Source organism: Sulfitobacter sabulilitoris, assembly GCF_005887615.1.
Lineage (GTDB): Bacteria > Pseudomonadota > Alphaproteobacteria > Rhodobacterales > Rhodobacteraceae > Sulfitobacter_E > Sulfitobacter_E sabulilitoris.
This window is the reverse complement of sequence record NZ_VANS01000002.1, coordinates 594,841-613,463: the sequence shown is the minus strand read 5'-3', so window position 1 is coordinate 613,463 and position 18,623 is coordinate 594,841. Positions and strand designations below refer to the sequence as shown.

Sequence of the window (18,623 nt, the reverse complement as noted above, 5' to 3'; positions counted from 1 at the left end):
GACTTGCGCGTTTGACACATTCAAACTATGTTATGTGTTACATCGGCGTCAATCGGAACTGTCATGCATCGCATCCTTGCTGCTCTTTTCTCATTCTGGGTCGCGATTGCCGGCACGGCGACCTTCGCGCGCGCCGCAGAATTGGTGATGGTCGAACAGCACGGCTGCCATTGGTGCCAACAGTGGGACGCAGAAATTTCGCATATCTATCCCAAGACCCAAGAAAGCCGACGCGCGCCGTTGCGGCGGGTGCAATTGCACGATCTGCCCGCCGATATCGCATTTTCGTCGCCGCCGGTGTTCACACCCACCTTCGTCCTGGTCGATGCGGGCCGGGAACTTGGCCGCATGGAAGGCTACGCCGGAGCCGATTTCTTCTGGCCGATGCTGTTGCGTCTGCTCGACACACATCCCGACGCGACAGTGCCGCAATCGTGATCTCCACGGCCTGTGCCGGGTCAATCGAGGGCGCGAAACAATTGCAACGGTGCGTCGATTGCCGCTAAAAGGACGGCTATCGCCCCTTTCGGGAGACCAGAGGCCACAATGACACTGCCTGTAATCTCAAACGACATGTCCGACGCCGAGATTGAGCGGATGATGACCAGCGCCTGCGATGCCGCGAATTTCCTCAAAGCGCTCAGCCATGAGGGACGCCTGATGATTCTGTGCCACCTGGCGACGGGCGAAAAATCCGTCACCGAACTGGAGGAGTTGCTGTCGGCGCGACAGGCCGCCGTATCCCAGCAGTTGTCGCGCCTGCGCACCGAAGGGCTGGTGACGCCGCGCCGCGACGGCAAGGCGATATACTATCGCCTGAGCGACAGCCGGGCGATCAAGGTGCTGGACGTGGTATATGATCTGTTCTGCAAAACCGGTTGACCGACCCGGACTGCAGCATCCTGACGGGGGGACGGTGACATGCTGAGCGGGCTTTCGGAACCAATGTTGATCGCACTGATCGGATGCGCGGGGGGCGTGCTTTTGGGCCTTGCCGCACGGCTGGGCCGGTTCTGCACTCTCGGCTCGATCGAAGATGTCCTGTATCAGTCCAGCGATGTGCGTCTGCGGATGTGGGGGCTTGCCATCGGCATCGCGGGTCTGGCCAGCTTCGGGCTTGCGGGGCTGGGGGCGCTCGATCTGTCGCAGACGCTGTATTACCGGGTGCCGTGGTCGCCGCTGGCCAGCGTCCTGGGAGGGCTGATGTTCGGCTATGGCATGTCGATGGCGGGCAACTGCGGCTTCGGCGCGCTGGCACGCTTCGGCGGCGGCGACCTGCGGTCTTTCGTGATCGTCACCGTGATGGGGCTTTCGGCCTTTGTCATGCTGTCCGGGCCACTGGCCGGTTTGCGTGTCAGCTTCGAGGCCGCTACCGCGATATCGTCGCAAATGCGTGGCTATCCCGACCTGCTGCAGGGGCTGACCGGCCTGCCCGTCGTCATCGGCGGGCTGCTTATCAGCCTGGCCATCACGCTTGCGTCGCTGGGTGCCCGGCATTTTCTGGCCGACCGGCGAGCGGTGCTGTGGGGCACGGTGGTGGGGCTTGCCGTGGCCAGCGGTTGGGCCGGCACGCAGTGGGTCGCCGACACCGGGTTCAGCGGACAGACCGTCGTGTCGCATACGTTTTCCGCCCCCTTGGGCGAAACGATGCTCTACCTGATGACCTCCAGCGGCGGCGGCCTCAGCTTTGGGGTCGGATCCGTATTTGGCGTGCTGGCCGGAGCATTCTGCGGCAGTCTGATCAAGGGGCATTTCCGGTGGGAGGCCTGCGAGGATCCGCGCGAACTCAAGCGCCAGATCCTCGGCGCGGTGCTGATGGGCTTTGGCGCGGTTCTGGCCGTCGGCTGCACCATCGGCCAGGGAATATCGGCGTTTTCGGTGCTGTCGTTCAGCGCGCCGATCACGTTTGCCGCGATCTTTGCGGGGGCCGCGATCGGCCTGCGCCAGTTGATCACCGGCTTTGCGTAGCCAGACGAACCGGGCGGCTGGGCGTCGGCGCGAGCGCCATGACGGCATCGTATTGCGACATGAAGACCTGCCCTGTCAGCTTCTCAAGGAAGTCGGCCCGCTTGAGCCGGTCCATGACCGGGCCCTTGACCTCCGACAGATGCAGGGTGACGTCGCGCTCCGACAGGCGCGTGTTGATCGCCTCGAGCGAATCCAGCGCACTCAGATCAATCTCGTTGACCGCTGAACACATCAACACCACATGTTCGATCGACGGGCTCTTGGCCACGCGGTCATGGACGTAATCCTCCAGGAACCGGGCATTCGCGAAATAGAGGCTTTCATCGACCCGAAGGCTGAGAAGGCGTGGATCGGTCAGCACGTCATGCCGTTCGATGTTGCGAAAATGCTGCGTGCCCGGCACCAGGCCCACCTCGGCCACATGCGGGCGCGACGTGGTGTAGAGATAGAGCAACACCGACAGCACCACGCCCGAGGACACGCCCACCTCGACCCCCAGGGCCAGCGTCATCAGGATCGTCGTCGCCACCGCCATGCAGTCCGCGCGCGAATAATTCCAGCTGCGGCGCAGGACTTTGAAATCCACAAGGCTGAGCACGGCCACGATGATCGTGGCGGCCAGCGTGGCGGTGGGCAGAAAATAGATCAGCGGCGTCAATGCCAGCGCCGCGATGGCCAGCCCCATGGCGGTGAATGCCCCCGCAGCCGGGGTTTCAGCGCCCGCATCGAAATTCACCACCGACCGGGAAAACCCGCCCGTCACCGGAAACCCGCCGGTGAAGGCGGCCGCCATGTTGGCCGCACCCAGCCCGATAAGCTCCTGATCGGGATCGATGCGCTGGCGTTTCTTGGCCGCCAGCGTCTGCGCCACCGAAATCGATTCAACGAACCCGATCACGGAAATCAGCAATGCGGGCACCAGCAACGGCCCGATCACAGCGGGCGACAGCGACGGCACCGTCAGCGGCGGAAGGCTTTGCGGGACATCGCCCACGATCGACACCCCGCGCGCCGCCAGATCGAACTGCCAGACCGCCGCCGTGCTGAGCGCGACTGCCACGACCGGGCCGGCCTTTGTCAGCACATCGGCCAGCCCCGCGCCGGCGCCGAGCCGTCGCAAGACCGGCTTCAGCCCGTGCCGCACCCAGACCAGAAACGCGATGACGGAGCCGCCGATAGCCAGGGTGATCCAATGCACGTCGCCCAGATGGGTCGCTAGCGATAGGGACAATTCGATCAGGGTGTGCCCCTCTGCGCCGATCCCCAGCACATGCTTGAGCTGACTGCCCGCGATCAGGATGCCGGAGGCGGTGATGAAACCGGCGATCACCGGATGCGACAGGAAATTCGCAAGAAAGCCGAGCCGGAATATACCCAGCGCCAACAGAATTGCCCCCGACAGAGCCGCCAAGGTGAGCGCGGCCACCGCATAGCCCATCGTGCCCTGCGCGGCCACCTCGCCCAGCGCGGCGGCGGTCATCAGCGACACGACCGCGACCGGCCCGACCGCCAGCGCGCGGCTGGTGCCGAATATCGTATAAAGGATGATCGGTGCGATCGAGGCGTAAAGCCCTGCTTCGGGCGGCAGGCCCGCCAAAAGGGCATAGGCCAGCGATTGCGGGATCAGCATGATCGTGACGATCACCGCCGCGATCAGATCACCGGTCAGCGCGCCCCTGTCATACCGCCGGCCCCATTTCAGGATCGGCAGATAGCGCGCTAATTCCTTATGGCTCATGTCCGGGCCCGACCCGGAAACAGGTCACAGGCCATTCACCGGCACCTTGAGCATCGGGCGCCCGTCCTTGTCCTTGGGCACCTCGCCCGCGCGCATGTTCACCTGCAGCGAGGGGATGATGAGCTTGGGCATGTCCAGTTGCGCATCGCGTTCGGTGCGGAACTTGATGAAATCCTCGCGCGTCTTTCCGCCGCCGACGTGGATGTTGTGCGCCTTCTCCTCGGCCACCGTGGTTTCCCACTGAATTTCGCGGCCGTTGGGGCCGTAGTCGTGACACATGAAAAGCCGCATGTCGTCAGGCAGGCTCAGCACCTTTTGAATGCTGTCATAAAGCTGGCCCGCGTCACCGCCCGGAAAATCGGCGCGCGCCGAACCGCCATCGGGCATGAACAGGGTATCGCCCACAAAGGCGGCATCGCCCATGACATGCACCATGCACGCGGGCGTATGCCCGGGCGTATACATCGCAAAGCCCTGCATTTTGCCGACCGCGTAGGTATCGCCGTCCTTGAACAGCGCGTCGAACTGGCTGCCGTCGCGTTGAAATTCGGTGCCTTCGTTGAAGATCTTGCCGAAGGTCTCCTGCACCACCATGATCTTTTCGCCGACCCCGATCTTGCCGCCCAGCTTCTGCTGGATATAGGGCGCGGCGCTCAGGTGGTCCGCATGCACATGGGTTTCGATGATCCAGTCCAGCGTCAGCCCCCGCCGCTGCACCTCGGCGATCAGCGCATCGGCGTGATCGTACGTGATGCGCCCGGCGGCATAGTCGATGTCCATCACGCTGTCGATGATGGCGCAATGGTCGCTGTCGGGATCCTTGACGATATAGCTGATCGTGTTGGTCGCAGGGTCGAAATGGGCCGAGACGTCGGGCTTGACGTTCATGTTCACGGGATATTGCGTCATGTGTGTCTCCGTTATGATTGAGCCGACGAACGCGCGCCAGGGGTGCCGGTCTGCACGGTGCGGGCCACCGCCTTGGCCAGCAAGATACCAGCAATCAACGCCGCCACAAAGACGAACACCTCTGTCCGGCCGGTGCCCAGCGCGGGAAGCGCACCGCCGGGACAGAACCCGGCAAGCCCCCAGCCCACGCCGAAGATCGCGGCACCGCCCAGCAACCACGGGTCGAGTTTCGTGTTGCTTGGCAATTGAAACTGCGTCTCGAGAACCGGGGCCGGCCGAGCCAGGACAAAGCGATAGCCGAGAAAGGTCACCGCCAGCGCGCCGCCCATCACGAAGGCAAGGCTGGGGTCCCACGCCCCTGCCACGTCAAAGAAATTCAGGACCTTGGCCGGATTGGCCATGCCGGACAGCGAAATCCCGACGCCAAAGATCAGACCGATCAGGTATCCTGCAACAAGTCGCATCATCTATCCTCCGAACCCGTGGCGCACCAGGTAGACGGTAAGCGCCGTGGCCACCATAAATGTCCCGGTCGCGGCGAAGGATCGCCGGGACAACCGGGCCATGCCGCAGACGCCATGCCCCGAAGTACAGCCCGACCCGAAGGTCACACCGACCCCCACCAGGACACCGCCCAGCACGAGCATCGGCCAGGATGACGGCACCTGCACGACGGGCATCTCTCCGCTGAGCAGCCACAATGCCGCCGGGCCGCTGATCATGCCGGCCAGCACGGCCACCCGCCATGACCAGTCACCCAGGGACACAGGCGACAGAACACCCGCCAGGATCCCCGTGGCACCCATGATCCGGCCCAAAACCAGCATCAACAAGACCGACGCGATGCCGATCAGCGCACCACCCCCCAGCGATTGCCAGGGGGTAAAAACCGTTTCCATTACGTTCTCCCGTTGGTGGACAGGCCCAGAACCGAATACAGGGGGCAGGTTCCGGCGATCGCCGTGGCCAGCAAAACGATCCCGACGATCACGCTGGAATAGGTCAGATAGACGTTTTCGAACCCACTCCAGACGTTCACAAAGGGCAGCACCAGCAAAACAAGGCCGAGGACGGCCCGGATCACGCGATCGGTTGTTCCTACATTGGCAGTCATAGCTTGAACTCCTTTTGCTAATAGCGCGGAGTTTAGGGCCAGTGTGCAGGCGGTTAAGTGACTTAAGTCACCAAATTCCGGGGATTATGAAATTTTTCCCTGCACCGGGGAACATGGGCACCCGGCCAAAGCCGGGGGCGGATCACGTCACCGCATTTCCGGGGCATCGGGCCGGGCGTGCGGACCGTGAAGAGAAGGGGTATTCAGGGATCGGCGCACCAGGCCGCCGGGGATTGACGCCCCCCCTTGAAAAGGCCGCGCCGGTCGCTGATCGCGGATCGAACGCGCGAACGAAAAGGGGCCGCACGATCGGCGGCCCCCTTGTCTGACGTCAGTGCGAAGCGACCCTGTCGGGTATCCGCTGTTCTACCACGTCGCTGCGTTCTTTCTTGTCGGACCGGGTCTCGACCCGGGCGACCACGCGGTCGAATGTCTTTTTCACCCGCTGGGTGCGGCTTGCGTTGGGCCGAAGCGGGCTGCCCACCGACGCTTGCAGGGCCATTGGCTGTCCGTCGTCGAACGTCGGGTTGGTTTCCGTCAGCAAAGCCTGGATATTTTCCTCCAGCTCCTGGCAGGGCAGCAACGCGGGATTGTTGGAGATGCAAATGAACACGCCGTTGCCCGCGTAGGACATCAGGTAGCCGTCAGACACCAGAACCTGCGAAATGCAATCGGCAAATTCGGTCAGCGCATACATGAATTCATCTGTGGTCGCGCGCGCATAAAGGTCGGCGACACCGTCGATCTTGACCGCGAACACCTGGCTGACCGACAGACCGGTCCGCGACAACTGCGACACGTAGTTGCCCAGCGCGAAGAAATCGATCAGGCGATCAACCTCGTCGATCTTGACCTCGTCGGCCAGCGCGAATGCGTGTCCGGCGCCGAACCGGGTATAGCCGATGCGCCCGCCCTCGGATTGATCCGCCTCGAACTTGGCCGTCACGAGTTTTTCGGCGACACGGATGCGCGCGGTCATTTCCGCGATGTCAAAGGGTTTGGTGATGTAATCGGTGGCGCCCGCCGCAAAGGCGCGTTCGATGAAGTCCTTTTCCGCCATCGCGGTCAGCATGATGATCGGCACCCTCCGGTAGGCGCGCATGCGCCGCACCTGAGCGCAAAGTTCGATGCCATCCATGCCGGGCATCTGGATATCGAACAGCAGACAATCGAAATCGGTTTCGGCACGTCGGATGGCGGCCAGCGCCTCGGCCCCCGAGGATACGGTTGTGATGTCGTCATATCCGGCCGCGCCAAGAAGCGTGGGTACGAGTTCAAGAATGAATTGGTCGTCGTCTACTGCCAGTATTTTCATAGCTCTACCCTTTACGAAGCGGATGAAGTTTATGCGAACGCTGCGCCGATGCCGACCGCCATCCAGTGCAGGAAACAGATGCCCGAAGGGCTGCTGCGCTGAAGACATAATCTGGCATAAATACGCGTTCACTTCTGATCGGCTCGGGCGGCACAGTATGACTGCGGCCTGCCCGAGGGTGGGGGTTCAATCCGTAAAACAAACGGAACTTACTACTCTTCCGCCCCCCTGCTCGCTGCTCGAACATGATGCAACCACAGCGGGACACTGATCACTTAACCAACTATTAATTCCGTATCTGGGCGGAACTGTGACCAAATAATGCAACTCGACATTAACTGCCTGGATCGGCGAAAAGCTGCCGCAAATCGCGACAGCGCTCCAATGGGCCGATCAAATGATCCAGATTTTCGATTACAAGGGCGACATGCCGATCAAGATTTCAAAACAATCAAGGCCAATACATGACGCTTGAGCAACTGCGCACGTTTTTCTGGGTTGCCCGACTGGGCGGATTTCGCAAGGCCGCCGAGCAGTTGCACCTGTCGCAGCCGGCCGTATCGACCCGCATCGCCAACCTGGAGGACGAATTGCGCGTGCCCTTGCTGGACCGGCAATCCACCGGACTGGTCCTGACCAAGCAGGGGACGGTACTGCTGAACTATGCCAAGCAGATGTTGTTCGTCGAAGAAGAAATCAAAAAGCGCGTCGCCTCTCCGGCCGAGACCGAAGGCCTGTTTCGCATCGGCGCCTCGGAAACCATCGCGCAAAGCTGGCTGCCCGAGTTCCTCAAGGCGTTCAACGACGATTATCCGCGCATCAACCTGGAACTGACGGTGGACATTTCTGTCAACCTGCGCCGCAGCCTGTTGGACCAGACGCTTGACCTGGCGTTTCTGATGGGGCCGGTGTCGGAATTTTCGGTGGGAAACGTGGCGCTGCCGCGGTTCGACCTGCATTGGTACAAATCCACGGCGATGGGCGATGTCGACCTGACGCGCACGCCGGTGATTTCATATTCGTCCAAGACCCGGCCCTACCGCGAGCTGATGCAGGATCTGGCCCATGCCGTCGGGCCCAATGTACGGGTCTATTCGTCGGCGTCGCTGTCGGCGAGCCTGCAGATGATCGCGGCAGGTATTGCCGTCGGGCCCTATCCCCGGGCCCTTGCCGTCGATCTGCTGCGCGACGGGATGATCACCGAGTTCGACCCCGGCTTTACCTCGAAACCGCTTGAATTCACCGCCTCATACCTGGCCGAGCCGCACAGCTTTCTGTCGCAGACCAGCGCACGGATTGCACAGAGGGTCGCCGAGGCCTGGGCGACGCATCATCCGACCTGACATTCATTTTTTGGATCGAAATCTATTAAAAATGATAATTTGATTGGATTTTAGTCTTATGCGAGCGTTGCCGCAACCGGAGACCGCTGCCATGACGCAAACCCAAATCCCCCATGCTGACCTTGTCGGCCAAAGTGCCGGCGCCGTGCGCGCCGCCATTCGTGCCGGGCGCTACGACCGGCACACCGCCGGGTTGGCGCCGGGCCACCTGCAATGCAATCTTGCCATCCTGCCGGAAGCCTACGCGCTGGACTTTCTGCGGTTTTGCCTGCGCAACCCCAAGCCCTGCCCGATCGTGGGGGTGAGCGACACCGGCAATCCGATGCTGCCGACGCTGGGCCGGGATATCGACATTCGCACCGACGTGCCGCGGTATCGCGTGTTCCGCGACGGCGCGCTGGCGGAGGAAGTCACCGACATCTCGGACATCTGGCGCGATGATCTGGTGACGGTGGCGCTGGGGTGTTCGTTCACTTTCGAAAACGCGCTTGTCGCCAATGGCATTCCGGTGCGCCATATCGAACGTGACCTGACCGTGCCGATGTTCCGCACCAGCCTGCCGCTGGTGCCCGCGGGGCGTTTTTCGGGCGAAATGGTCGTGACGATGCGGCCCATCGCCAAGAACCGCGTCGAGGACGCCTATCGCATCAGCGCGGCCTTTCCGCAGGCGCACGGGGCACCGATCGGCCAAGGCGACCCGGCAGCGATCGGCATCGCCGATCTTGACGCGCCGGACTGGGGCGATGCGGTCGAGGTCGCGGCGGGCGAAGTGCCCGTCTACTGGGCCTGCGGCGTGACCCCGCAAAACGTCCTGCTGGCTGCCAACCTGCCCCTCTGCATCACCCATGCCCCTGGTCACATGCTGATCGCGGACGTCGCCGAGGACGCGGAAACCACCGTTCTGCCGCCCGGGGGCTGACCCCCGAAATCATCACGTCAAAAAATCGAAACACCACGGAGGATATCATCATGCGTACAACCCTTGCCATTCTGGCCACAACCACCGCGCTGGCCCTGCCCGCAAGTGCCGAAACCCTTGCCGTCGTCGGAAGCTGGTCCGGTCTGCCGCTGCACAAGCAATATGAAAACCCGTACTGGAGCACGACGCTCCCCGAAGCGTCGGGCGGCGATCTGACGGTTGAGCTGACAACCCACGACCAGATGGGGCTGGGCACCGGCGACGTCTATAACCTGCTGGGCCAGGGCGTCTATGACGTCGGCATGACCGTGGCGGATTACGCCGTGGCAGACGCGCCCGAGCTGGAAGGTCTGGATGTTCCGCTGCTGGCGCTGACCGCGGACGAGGCCCGCGCGATGGTCGATGCCGCCCGCCCGATGGTCGACGACATCTATGCCAACCGTTTCAATTCCAAGGTGCTGGCCATCGCGCCCTATCCGCCGCAGGTCGTGTTCTGCAACGCGCCCATCGCCGGGCTGGCCGATCTCAAGGGCCTGAAAATCCGGGCGTCGGGCCGCATGACCGGTCTGCTGCTCGAAGCCCTGGGCGCCGAAGCGGTCGCCGTGTCCTTCTCCGAAGTGCCGGGGGCGCTGCAGAAGGGCGTGGTCGATTGCGCCGTGACCGGTGCCGGGTCGGGCTACAGCGCGGGCTGGTGGGAAGTGTCCACACACCTGATGCCGCTGCCGCTTGGCGGCTGGGATCCGGTCGTGACGGCCATGAACCTCGACAAGTGGAACAGCCTGAGCGCCGAGACGCAGACCCTGATCGCCGACACCATCAAGACCGACTTCGAGGATCCGGCCTGGGACAGCGCACAAAACGCGCTTGCCAATGACGTGGCCTGCCTGACCGGTACGGGCGACTGTGCCTCTGGCGATGCGCGGTCGATGACCCTCGTCGAAGCGTCGGACGAAGATTTCGCCACTGCGCGCGAGATCCTCGAGACCGAGGTGCTGCCCGATTGGGCGACACGCGCGGGTGGCGACTGGGCCACGCGCTGGAACGACACGATCGGCAAAACCGTCGGCGTGACCATCAACTGATCGTCCGCCACCTGACCAAAAGGAGAAACCGGCATGGACCAACGTCTGCTTGAAACACTGCGCAGCCTCAACCGATGGGTCGCCGTCGCGGTCGGGCTGATGTTGCTGGCCTGTGCCGGTTTCGTCCTTCTGGATATCATTCTGCGACAGGTCGGAACGTCATTTGGCGGCACCGACGAGATCAGCGGCTACGTGATGGCGATCGCAACCTCATGGGGCATGGCATTCACGCTGCTGGAACTGGGCCATGTGCGCATCGACCTCATCCGCAGCCGTGTAGGCGATCTTGGCCGGTCCCTCTTCGATCTGTTCTCGATGGTGGTGCTCAGCGCCACCATCGTGCTGATCGCCATTCGCTGCTGGCCCGTCGTCGAAACATCGCTGTCCAACGCATCGCGCGCCAATACGGTTCTGGCCACGCCGCTGATCTGGGTGCAGGGGCCGTGGTTCGCGGGCTGGGTCTGGTTCGCCCTCATGTCCTGCATCATCACACTGATCGCGGCAGGTATGATCCTGCGCGGTCGCTATGACCAATCCGAAGCGGCCATCGGGGCCTTTGCCGAAGTGGACAGCCTGCAATGATCACCTATGTCGCCGTCGGCCTTCTGGCCCTGCTCAGCCTGTCGATTCCCGTTGGCATCGTTCTGTTCCTCCTGGGGTTCGGCGTGGATGTCTTCTTCAGCGCCTTCCCGTTGATGCGGGGACTTGGCAACATGGTGTGGTCTTCGTCGAACTCCGCCACGCTGATCGCCATCCCCTTCTTCGTGCTGCTTGGTGAAATCCTCGTCCGTTCCGGTGTCGCCACGCGCACCTACGCGGCGCTGGACCGCTGGGTCAGCTGGCTGCCCGGCGGGCTCATCCACGCCAACATCGCCACCGCGACGCTGTTTTCCGCGACCTCCGGGTCATCGGTGGCAACCGCCGCGACCGTCGCCACCGTCGCCATGCCGCAGGCCGAAAAGCTGGGCTATGACCCCAAGCTGTTCTCCGGTGCGATCGCGGCGGGCGGGACCCTGGGCATCATGATTCCGCCGTCGATCAACCTGATCGTCTACGGCTTTCTGACCCAATCCTCGATCCCGCAGTTGTTTCTGGCGGGTCTTGTGCCGGGCCTCGGCCTGGCGCTGGCCTTTGTGGTGATCACCGCCATCGTCTGCATGATCCGTCCGGATCTGGGCGGTGAGCGGCGGTTGTTTCCCTTTGCGCAGATGCTGCGCGCGCTGGTCAACCTGGTGCCGATCATCCTGCTGTTCGCAGCCATCGTCGGATCGATCTACAAGGGCTGGGCCACCCCGACCGAAGCCGCCGCCGTGGGGGTTGCAGGTACTTTCGTCATCGCCGGACTGTTCGGCGGGCTGTCGCTGCCGATGCTCAGCCAAAGCATGTTGGGCACGGTCAAGATCACCTCGATGATCATGCTGGTGGTCATCGGTGCGTCGTTCCTGAACTTCACGCTCGCCTCCGCCGGGCTGGGGCGTGAACTGCGCGACTTCCTGACCGGTCTCGGCCTCACGCCGTTCCTGACGCTGCTGGTGATCGTGGGCATCTATATCGTGCTGGGGTTCTTCATCGAAACCCTGTCGTTGATGGTGGTCACGATCCCGATCATCGTCCCGCTGGTGGCGGAACTGGGCTATGACGTGATCTGGTTCGGCATCCTGATGATCGTGCTGATCGAAATGGCGCTGATCACGCCGCCTGTCGGGCTTAACCTGTACGTGGTGCAGGGGGCGCGAAAATCCGGCACCATGACCGAGGTGATGCTGGGCACGCTGCCCTACGTGGCGATGATGATCGCGATGGTCGCGGCACTGATCGCCTTCCCGCAGATCGCGCTCTATCTGCCGAGCGTGTTGCAATGATCTGATGCGCCGCCTTGGCGCATCGCGGAATTCATGACATGGCTGCACCGCGCCTTGGCTAGCGCGGTGCAGTTTTTCTGGCGGTCCGACCATGTTCACACGCTATGCGGTTTTCTACACGCCACCTCCGGGCGGGCTGGCGGCCTTTGGCGCGGCATGGCTGGGCTGGGACAGTCGCAAGGGCACCAAGCGCCCGCATCCCGATGTGCCCGGCGTGGATGTCGCGGCGATCACCCGCACGCCGCGCCGCTATGGCCTGCATGCAACGATGAAGGCTCCGTTTTCCATCGCGCCGGGCACCGACCCGGGTGACCTCGACGCGGGGCTTGCCGATCTGTGCCAGAGCATTGCGCCCGTCCGTCTGGACGATGGGCTGGAGCTTTCGGATCGGTACGGCTTCATTGCCCTGCGTCCGCGCGCGCCCTGTCGTGGGCTCGCCCAACTGGAGAGCAGCGTGGTGCGGGAACTGGATCCTTTCCGCGGCCCCTCCTCGGTGGAGACGCTTGCAAAACGCCGCCGCGCAAACCTGAGCCCGCGGCAGGAGGACTATCTGGTCCGCTGGGGCTATCCCTATGTCATGGAGGAGTTCGAGTTCCACATCACCCTGACCGGTCGCGTCAAGGGGGACGCCGCCATGGCCGTGCGCGCCGCGCTGGCCTCGCGGATTGCGCCACTGCTGACCCGGCCCTGCGTCATCGACGCGCTGACCCTGATGGGCGAGGACGAGAGCGGCTGTTTCCACGAAATCTCGCGCCATGGCTTGCAGGGCTGAGCCGCCGGATTGCCTGGCGGGCCGCGATGGTCCACTCTGGCCAAAACGGAAAGGACCTCCATGACCCGCACCCTCAAGACCTCTGTCGCCGAAATGGTCGAAGCCGCCCGCGCCCGCATCGAGGAAATCGAAACCCCCGACGCCATCGAGATGCTGGGCGATCCGGAGGTGGTGATCGTCGATCTGCGCGATATCCGCGAACGCGAACGCATGGGCTATATCCCCGGCAGCTTTCATTGCCCGCGTGGCATGGCGGAATTCTGGGTCGATCCGGACAGCCCCTATTTCAAGGACATCTTCGCCAAGGACAAGAAATTCGTCTTTCACTGCGCCTCGGGGTGGCGGTCGGCGCTGACCGTGGCCACGCTCAATGACATGGGGTTTCCCGCCGCCCATCTGAAAGAGGGCTTTGGCACCTGGGAAAAGCAGGGCGGCCCGGTTGTGTATCCCGAAACCGACCGCACCAAATAGCGCCTTCGCGCCGCGACGTCACAAACCGTGTCATAGATTTGCATCGACTCTGCCGCGCAATGCGCTTAGGGACGCGGGCAACCCCGGCGGCAAACCCCTTTGCGCGCCGTCGTGCCCATTTTCAGGGCACCAACCCAAGACAGGTAGCTCCTTGATACAGACGATCTCCGACGCATTGGCCCAACAGGGCTATGATACACTGACACCGGTCCAGGACGCGGTCACCGACCCCGCGCTGGCACAGGCCGACTTGCTGGTGTCGGCCCAGACCGGATCGGGCAAGACGGTGGGCTTTGGCCTCGCCATCGCGCAGACGCTTCTGGGCGATGCCGACCGCTTTGCGCAGGCGGGCGCGCCGCTGGCGCTGGTCATTGCGCCGACACGCGAATTGGCGATGCAGGTCAGCCGCGAATTGACATGGCTCTATGCCAAGGCGGGTGCCGTCGTGACAACCTGTGTCGGTGGCATGGACGCGCGCGCGGAACGCCGCACACTGGACCGTGGCGTGCACGTGGTCGTCGCCACACCGGGTCGTTTGTGCGATCACATCAAGCGCGGCAACATCGACCTGAGCCAGATTCGCGCCGTCGTTCTGGACGAAGCCGACGAAATGCTGGATCTGGGCTTTCGCGAAGAGCTGGAATTCATCCTGTCGGAATCGCCCGACACGCGCCGCACCCTGATGTTTTCGGCCACCGTGCCGCCTGCCATCGCAAAGCTGGCCAAAAGCTACCAGAAAGATGCCCAGCGCGTTGAAACCGTGTCGGAAACCAGACAGCACGCCGATATCGAATACCGGGCGCTGAACGTCCACCCCAGCGACCTGGAAAAGGCGATCATCAACCTGCTGCGGCTTTACGAGGCGCAAAACGCCATCGTCTTCTGCAACACCCGCGCCGCCGTGGCGCGGCTGACGACGAAGCTGACCAACCGTGGGTTTTCCGTCGTGGCGCTGTCGGGCGAGCTGACGCAGTCGGAGCGGACAAATGCCCTGCAAGCCCTGCGTGACGGGCGCGCGCGGGTTTGCGTGGCCACCGATGTCGCGGCGCGCGGCATCGACCTGCCCAACCTCGAATTGGTGATCCACGCCGATCTGCCGTCGAACTCCGACACGCTGCTGCACCGCTCTGGCCGGACGGGCCGGGCCGGTCGCAAAGGCGTGTCCGCGCTGATCGTGCCGCCCAAGCTGCGCACCAAGGCCAACCGCCTGCTTGGCGGGGCCAAGCTGCGCGCGGAATGGGGCGGCGCCCCCACCGCCGCCGAAGTGACGGCGCGCGATGAAGAACGCCTGCTGGGCGATCCCGCTTGGACCGAAGCCGCCCCCGAAGAGGCGCAGGAGTTCGTCGCACAACTGATCGAGAAGTTCAGCGCCGAGCAACTCGCCTCTGCCTTCGTGAACCTGTACCGCGCGCGGCAATCCGCGCCCGAGGAACTGAACGAGCCCGGCGCACCGGGAGAGGCGACCGCCCCCCGCGGCGAGTTTGGCCCGTCGGTGTGGTTTTCCGTCTCGACAGGGCGAAACGATGGCGCCGAGCCGCGCACGCTGTTGCCGATGTTGTGCCGCCTGGGCGACCTGACCAAGGACGACATCGGAGCGATCCGTATCCAGCCCAGCCACAGCTTCGTGGAAATCCTCGCCGCGCGCGCCGATGCGTTCATCGCGTCCGTCGGGCCGGACATGACGCTGGAAGCCGGTGCGAAACTGACCCGGCTCGACGCCGCGCCCAATCTGGATCGCGGCCCCAAGCCCGGTGGCAAACCCCGCGGCCCCAAACCGGATTTCAAGAAACCGGCGCGGGCCACGAAACCGGCCTACGATCCGCTGGACAGCGGCCCGGTCGCAGACGCTCCGCGCCCGGCACCCGCACCCAAGGCCGGGGCCGTGGCCGAGACGCCGAAGCCCTTCAAGCCGGCGGCGGCGCCAAAAGGGAAGCGCCCGCCCAAATCGCACAAGACCGAGCGGTCGCCGATGAAGCCCGGCGCCACGCCAAAGCCCAAATCGGGCGATGCAGCGCCTGCGCCCCGCGCCAAGCCGGTCTGGACCAAGGACCGGCGCGACGCGCCGCCCCGCGACAGGCAGGATGCCCCGGCAGATCGCGGCGGCGACAAATCCTACACCAAGGGAAAGGGCGCTCCGAAAGGCAAGCCAAACGGCAAACCCGCGGGCAAGCCCTTTGCCAAACCCGGAGCCAAGCCCGCCGGCGATGGCGGCAAGAGCCGCGCGGCCGATCCGTCCAAACGCTTCAGCCCGCCGAAGAACCGCGGCAAGCAGGGCGCGAACGCGACCCCGCGCCGCAAGCCCTGAACGGCAGACCCTGATCGCCCCGGCGCCGAAGAAACGCGGCGTCGGGGCGCGATTAAGCCTGAATTAATCCAAATCACCTATCCCGACACTGACCGCCCCCGGCACTTGAGCGTGGAGCGGTCTGCATTTGCCCGTGACCCTGTTTCAGCGGCGCGGGCTTTGACAGCGCATGGGTGATACGTGACCAGCCAAAGACACTATTTGCAAAGCGAACTCGAAACCCTGTTTCAGGAGGATCCCGGCATGTGGCGGTTTCTTCAGCAGGGATCCCTGGATGGCTGCTGGTACTGGGATCTGGAAACCCCGGACCAGGAGTGGATGAGCCCGGAATTCTGGGCCCTGCTGGGTATAGATCCCGCCACCAAACGCCACGATCCGTCCGAATGGCAGGATCTGATCTTTGCCGAGGATCGCGATCTGGCACTGGAAAATTTTCAAAGGCACTGCGCCGATGCAAGCCATCCCTATGATCAGGTCGTGCGGTACAGACACGCCGATGGCTCTACCGTTTGGGTACGCTGTCGCGGAATCGCGATCCGCGATGCCACCGGCAAACCGATCCGTATGCTGGGCGCGCATAACGACCTGACGGCGATCAAGACCGCGGAACAGAAGATCATCGCCGAAAAAGACGCCGGCTTGGCGGCGCACGAAGAGCTGCAGTCCTTTGCCTATTCCATTTCCCACGACCTCAAATCCCCGGTCAATACACTCGACCTGTTGCTGGGGGAACTCCAGACCGGTCAGGCCGACCGCATGGACCAGGACGGTCGAGAGCTTTTGACCATGAGCCTGCAAACCGTGCACCGGATGCAGAGGCTGATCGACGACGTGATGCGCTATACCCGCGTAATCGGCGACGATGGACACCGCGAAACCATCGATCTGAAGTCGGTGGTCGAGGATGTGGTCGCCGATCTTCATGCCATGGTGCAGCAGACGGGCGGCACGATCGACGTCGGCGACCTGCCGCCCTTGACCGGCAATTCGAACCAGGTACGGATCCTGTTTCAGAACTTGCTGGAAAATGCGTTCAAATACCGAAACCCAGATGTGCCGCCGCGCATCACCGTATCCGAAGTCCGCGCCGCTGACGGTCGATCCCGCGCGGTTTCCGTCAGTGACAACGGCATCGGCATCTCGGAAGAAAATCAGGACCGCATTTTCGCGATGTTCCATCGCCTTCACCGGCAGGAGGACATCCCCGGCAGCGGTCTGGGCCTGAGCATGTGTCGCCGTATCGCCAAAAGCCACGGTGGACATATCGCAGCCAGATCCACGCAAGGGAAAGGATCGACCTTTACCGTCTCATTTGCCACGCCGTGACCTGTGCCGCGCACGTATCGGATCGTTGATGCCAATCGACGATAACGCGGTGGATCACGTGCCGTGCAGGCACATCATCGGCACAGTCGAATTCGGCGAGCAGAGGATCAGCTTGGCTTGGACACGGGGCGCCTGTGCTTGTCTGCGCCGGCGGGAACCCCACCTGTCGATCTGATCCTGCCGGATGTGAACATGCCGCGTATCAGCGGCTTGCAATCTCTGGACTGCGCCCCGCCCGATACGCAGTTGTCAGGGACTGCCTGACCAAGCCCCTTACCACGGATCAAACGAACCATATCCCCGGTCTGACCCCGATGTCCCGCACCGCTTTCGGGCGCTGGTGCCGCGCTACACCGCGCCGTACCTGCGTCGCATCTGGCGGAACGACAACAGGCGTCGCTCGCCCTCGTCCCAAAGATGCAGGCGCGCACAGGCAATGCTTTCCCGGATGCTGAGCCGTTGCGCCTGTGCCAGTTCGGAGTGGTCGCGCAAAACGTCGGTCAACCGGTAGAACGGGATGCGGCTATAGAGATGGTGCACGTGGTGAATACCGATATTCGCGGTAAACCATTGCAGCACCCGCGGCATGACGTAGTGCGAACTGCCGTGCAGGGCCGCATCGTGGAGGGCCCAATCCTTATCGGCGGACCAATGCGTTTCCTCGAATTGGTGCTGCACGTAGAACAGCCAAACGCCCAGCGTGGCCGCGATCAGCGTCGTCGGCACGAATACCAACAGCAGCGTGGACCACCCGCCGAAGTAGACGATCCCCCAGACACAGGCCGCGATGGCCAGGTTGGTGCCCAGCGCACTGGTCCAGATTTGCCAGCCGCCGCGCATGAAATTCACCGGAATGCGGTTTTCGAGATAGAACACATAGACCGGGCCAAGAACGAACAGGACAAGGGGATTGCGGTACACGCGATACGCCAGCCGCCCGGCCCATCCGCGCGATCGGTATTCCGCCACCGTCAGGGTTTTGACATCGCCAAACCCGCGCTTGTCCAGGTTGCCGGTCGCCGAATGGTGGATCGCATGCGACCTGCGCCACACGTCATAGGGCGTCAGGGTCAGAACGCCGAGCGCGCGGCCGGTCCAATCGCTCAGCCGTCTGTTGGCGAAAAAGGCGCCGTGCCCGCAATCGTGCTGGATGCAGAAAAGGCGGACCAGGAACAATCCGTTGAGACAGGCAATCGCCAGCGCAAGCAGGGAACTGACCGATGTGGCCCACCATGCGAGCGCCCACAACGCCAGAAACGGCAGCAGGCTGACCGCGACTTCGAAGGCGGATCGCGCCGGATCGGGCTGCCGGTATTGCGACAGGGTTTTCACCCATGATGCCGCGGCACGCGGCGCCGGAGGTGCGGCAACAGCCTCACCGGTGGAGATCGTCTGAGAAATCATGAACCCTTGCCTATCAACTGCGCGCGCCCCGATGGGATAAACGAGTGACACGATTACACAAGCGGATTGACCAAAGATGAAGGGAAACGTGGCGT

The 18,623-nt window shown here is 63.3% G+C and carries 19 protein-coding genes; 12 read left to right on the top strand and 7 right to left on the bottom strand.

Going from position 1 to position 18,623, the window contains the following annotated elements:
• Positions 1-63: 63 nt before the first annotated feature.
• The 3 genes from FDT80_RS11330 to FDT80_RS11320 all read left to right on the top strand — a co-directional run bounded on the left by FDT80_RS11330 (position 64) and on the right by FDT80_RS11320 (position 1,968).
• Entirely contained in the window at positions 64-438 is a 375-nt protein-coding gene (locus FDT80_RS11330; RefSeq protein ID WP_138662381.1) for a thioredoxin domain-containing protein, read from the top strand.
• Positions 439-546: 108 nt separating this feature from the next.
• A complete protein-coding gene (locus tag FDT80_RS11325; protein ID WP_138662380.1) occupies positions 547-882 on the top strand; it encodes an ArsR/SmtB family transcription factor in 336 nt (111 codons plus the stop codon).
• A gap of 39 nt (positions 883-921) precedes the next feature.
• Complete coding sequence (locus FDT80_RS11320) at positions 922-1,968, top strand: YeeE/YedE family protein (protein ID WP_138662379.1); 1,047 nt, start codon at positions 922-924, stop codon at positions 1,966-1,968.
• On the opposite strand, the gene FDT80_RS11315 is transcribed toward FDT80_RS11320, so the two are convergent.
• From FDT80_RS11315 to FDT80_RS11290, 6 genes are all read right to left on the bottom strand, one after another.
• Positions 1,952-3,706, bottom strand: a complete 1,755-nt coding sequence (locus FDT80_RS11315; protein ID WP_138662378.1) for a SulP family inorganic anion transporter — start codon at positions 3,704-3,706, stop codon at positions 1,952-1,954. The genes FDT80_RS11320 and FDT80_RS11315 overlap by 17 nt on opposite strands.
• A gap of 24 nt (positions 3,707-3,730) precedes the next feature.
• Positions 3,731-4,615, bottom strand: a complete 885-nt coding sequence (locus FDT80_RS11310) for an MBL fold metallo-hydrolase (protein WP_138662377.1) — start codon at positions 4,613-4,615, stop codon at positions 3,731-3,733.
• 11 nt (positions 4,616-4,626) lie between these two features.
• On the bottom strand, positions 4,627-5,079 hold the full coding sequence (locus tag FDT80_RS11305) for a DUF6691 family protein (RefSeq protein WP_138662591.1): 453 nt from the start codon (positions 5,077-5,079) through the stop codon (positions 4,627-4,629).
• Positions 5,080-5,082: 3 nt separating this feature from the next.
• Complete coding sequence (locus FDT80_RS11300) at positions 5,083-5,514, bottom strand: YeeE/YedE family protein (protein WP_138662376.1); 432 nt, start codon at positions 5,512-5,514, stop codon at positions 5,083-5,085.
• Complete coding sequence (locus tag FDT80_RS11295) at positions 5,514-5,729, bottom strand: YgaP family membrane protein (protein ID WP_138662375.1); 216 nt, start codon at positions 5,727-5,729, stop codon at positions 5,514-5,516. Before FDT80_RS11295 ends, FDT80_RS11300 begins: the two co-directional genes overlap by 1 nt.
• Positions 5,730-6,060: 331 nt before the next feature.
• Positions 6,061-7,044, bottom strand: coding sequence for a response regulator (locus FDT80_RS11290; RefSeq protein ID WP_170311848.1), 984 nt, complete (start codon positions 7,042-7,044; stop codon positions 6,061-6,063).
• Positions 7,045-7,508: 464 nt separating this feature from the next.
• Here FDT80_RS11290 and FDT80_RS11285 point away from each other — a divergent pair, with 464 nt between their 5' ends.
• The 9 genes from FDT80_RS11285 (at position 7,509) to FDT80_RS11245 (ending at position 17,124) form a co-directional block, all read left to right on the top strand.
• Positions 7,509-8,387 (top strand): LysR family transcriptional regulator, encoded by an 879-nt coding sequence (locus FDT80_RS11285; RefSeq protein WP_138662373.1) that lies wholly within the window; start codon positions 7,509-7,511, stop codon positions 8,385-8,387.
• A gap of 91 nt (positions 8,388-8,478) precedes the next feature.
• Positions 8,479-9,306: a putative hydro-lyase gene (locus FDT80_RS11280; protein WP_138662372.1), complete on the top strand. Its 828-nt coding sequence runs from the start codon at positions 8,479-8,481 to the stop codon at positions 9,304-9,306.
• Positions 9,307-9,356: 50 nt separating this feature from the next.
• Entirely contained in the window at positions 9,357-10,388 is a 1,032-nt protein-coding gene (locus FDT80_RS11275) for a TRAP transporter substrate-binding protein (protein ID WP_138662371.1), read from the top strand.
• A gap of 33 nt (positions 10,389-10,421) precedes the next feature.
• Entirely contained in the window at positions 10,422-10,970 is a 549-nt protein-coding gene (locus FDT80_RS11270) for a TRAP transporter small permease subunit (protein WP_138662370.1), read from the top strand.
• Positions 10,967-12,250 (top strand): TRAP transporter large permease, encoded by a 1,284-nt coding sequence (locus FDT80_RS11265; RefSeq protein ID WP_138662369.1) that lies wholly within the window; start codon positions 10,967-10,969, stop codon positions 12,248-12,250. The genes FDT80_RS11270 and FDT80_RS11265 overlap by 4 nt, the downstream gene beginning before the upstream one ends.
• 91 nt (positions 12,251-12,341) lie before the next feature.
• Positions 12,342-13,022: a DUF1045 domain-containing protein gene (locus FDT80_RS11260; RefSeq protein ID WP_138662368.1), complete on the top strand. Its 681-nt coding sequence runs from the start codon at positions 12,342-12,344 to the stop codon at positions 13,020-13,022.
• A gap of 60 nt (positions 13,023-13,082) precedes the next feature.
• On the top strand, positions 13,083-13,493 hold the full coding sequence (locus tag FDT80_RS11255) for a rhodanese-like domain-containing protein (RefSeq protein ID WP_138662367.1): 411 nt from the start codon (positions 13,083-13,085) through the stop codon (positions 13,491-13,493).
• A 151-nt stretch (positions 13,494-13,644) separates the two neighbouring features.
• Positions 13,645-15,798 (top strand): DEAD/DEAH box helicase, encoded by a 2,154-nt coding sequence (locus tag FDT80_RS11250; protein ID WP_138662366.1) that lies wholly within the window; start codon positions 13,645-13,647, stop codon positions 15,796-15,798.
• 180 nt (positions 15,799-15,978) lie between these two features.
• A complete protein-coding gene (locus FDT80_RS11245; RefSeq protein WP_138662365.1) occupies positions 15,979-17,124 on the top strand; it encodes a sensor histidine kinase in 1,146 nt (381 codons plus the stop codon).
• Positions 17,125-17,472: 348 nt separating this feature from the next.
• Here FDT80_RS11245 and FDT80_RS11240 read toward each other — a convergent pair whose 3' ends face one another.
• Positions 17,473-18,528 carry a fatty acid desaturase gene (locus FDT80_RS11240; protein ID WP_138662364.1) on the bottom strand — a complete coding sequence of 352 codons (1,056 nt, stop codon included), beginning with the start codon at positions 18,526-18,528 and terminating at the stop codon, positions 17,473-17,475.
• Between the last annotated feature and the right edge of the window lie 95 nt (positions 18,529-18,623).

Coding starts and splice junctions, on each gene's coding strand:
- FDT80_RS11310 (WP_138662377.1), bottom strand. CDS start 4,615: ATGACGCAATATCCCGTGAACATGAACGTCAAGCCCGACGTCTCGGCC.
- FDT80_RS11270 (WP_138662370.1), top strand. CDS start 10,422: ATGGACCAACGTCTGCTTGAAACACTGCGCAGCCTCAACCGATGGGTC.
- FDT80_RS11315 (WP_138662378.1), bottom strand. CDS start 3,706: ATGAGCCATAAGGAATTAGCGCGCTATCTGCCGATCCTGAAATGGGGC.
- FDT80_RS11305 (WP_138662591.1), bottom strand. CDS start 5,079: ATGCGACTTGTTGCAGGATACCTGATCGGTCTGATCTTTGGCGTCGGG.
- FDT80_RS11285 (WP_138662373.1), top strand. CDS start 7,509: ATGACGCTTGAGCAACTGCGCACGTTTTTCTGGGTTGCCCGACTGGGC.
- FDT80_RS11325 (WP_138662380.1), top strand. CDS start 547: ATGACACTGCCTGTAATCTCAAACGACATGTCCGACGCCGAGATTGAG.
- FDT80_RS11280 (WP_138662372.1), top strand. CDS start 8,479: ATGACGCAAACCCAAATCCCCCATGCTGACCTTGTCGGCCAAAGTGCC.
- FDT80_RS11265 (WP_138662369.1), top strand. CDS start 10,967: ATGATCACCTATGTCGCCGTCGGCCTTCTGGCCCTGCTCAGCCTGTCG.
- FDT80_RS11260 (WP_138662368.1), top strand. CDS start 12,342: ATGTTCACACGCTATGCGGTTTTCTACACGCCACCTCCGGGCGGGCTG.
- FDT80_RS11240 (WP_138662364.1), bottom strand. CDS start 18,528: ATGATTTCTCAGACGATCTCCACCGGTGAGGCTGTTGCCGCACCTCCG.
- FDT80_RS11330 (WP_138662381.1), top strand. CDS start 64: ATGCATCGCATCCTTGCTGCTCTTTTCTCATTCTGGGTCGCGATTGCC.
- FDT80_RS11275 (WP_138662371.1), top strand. CDS start 9,357: ATGCGTACAACCCTTGCCATTCTGGCCACAACCACCGCGCTGGCCCTG.
- FDT80_RS11300 (WP_138662376.1), bottom strand. CDS start 5,514: ATGGAAACGGTTTTTACCCCCTGGCAATCGCTGGGGGGTGGTGCGCTG.
- FDT80_RS11295 (WP_138662375.1), bottom strand. CDS start 5,729: ATGACTGCCAATGTAGGAACAACCGATCGCGTGATCCGGGCCGTCCTC.
- FDT80_RS11255 (WP_138662367.1), top strand. CDS start 13,083: ATGACCCGCACCCTCAAGACCTCTGTCGCCGAAATGGTCGAAGCCGCC.
- FDT80_RS11320 (WP_138662379.1), top strand. CDS start 922: ATGCTGAGCGGGCTTTCGGAACCAATGTTGATCGCACTGATCGGATGC.
- FDT80_RS11290 (WP_170311848.1), bottom strand. CDS start 7,044: ATGAAAATACTGGCAGTAGACGACGACCAATTCATTCTTGAACTCGTA.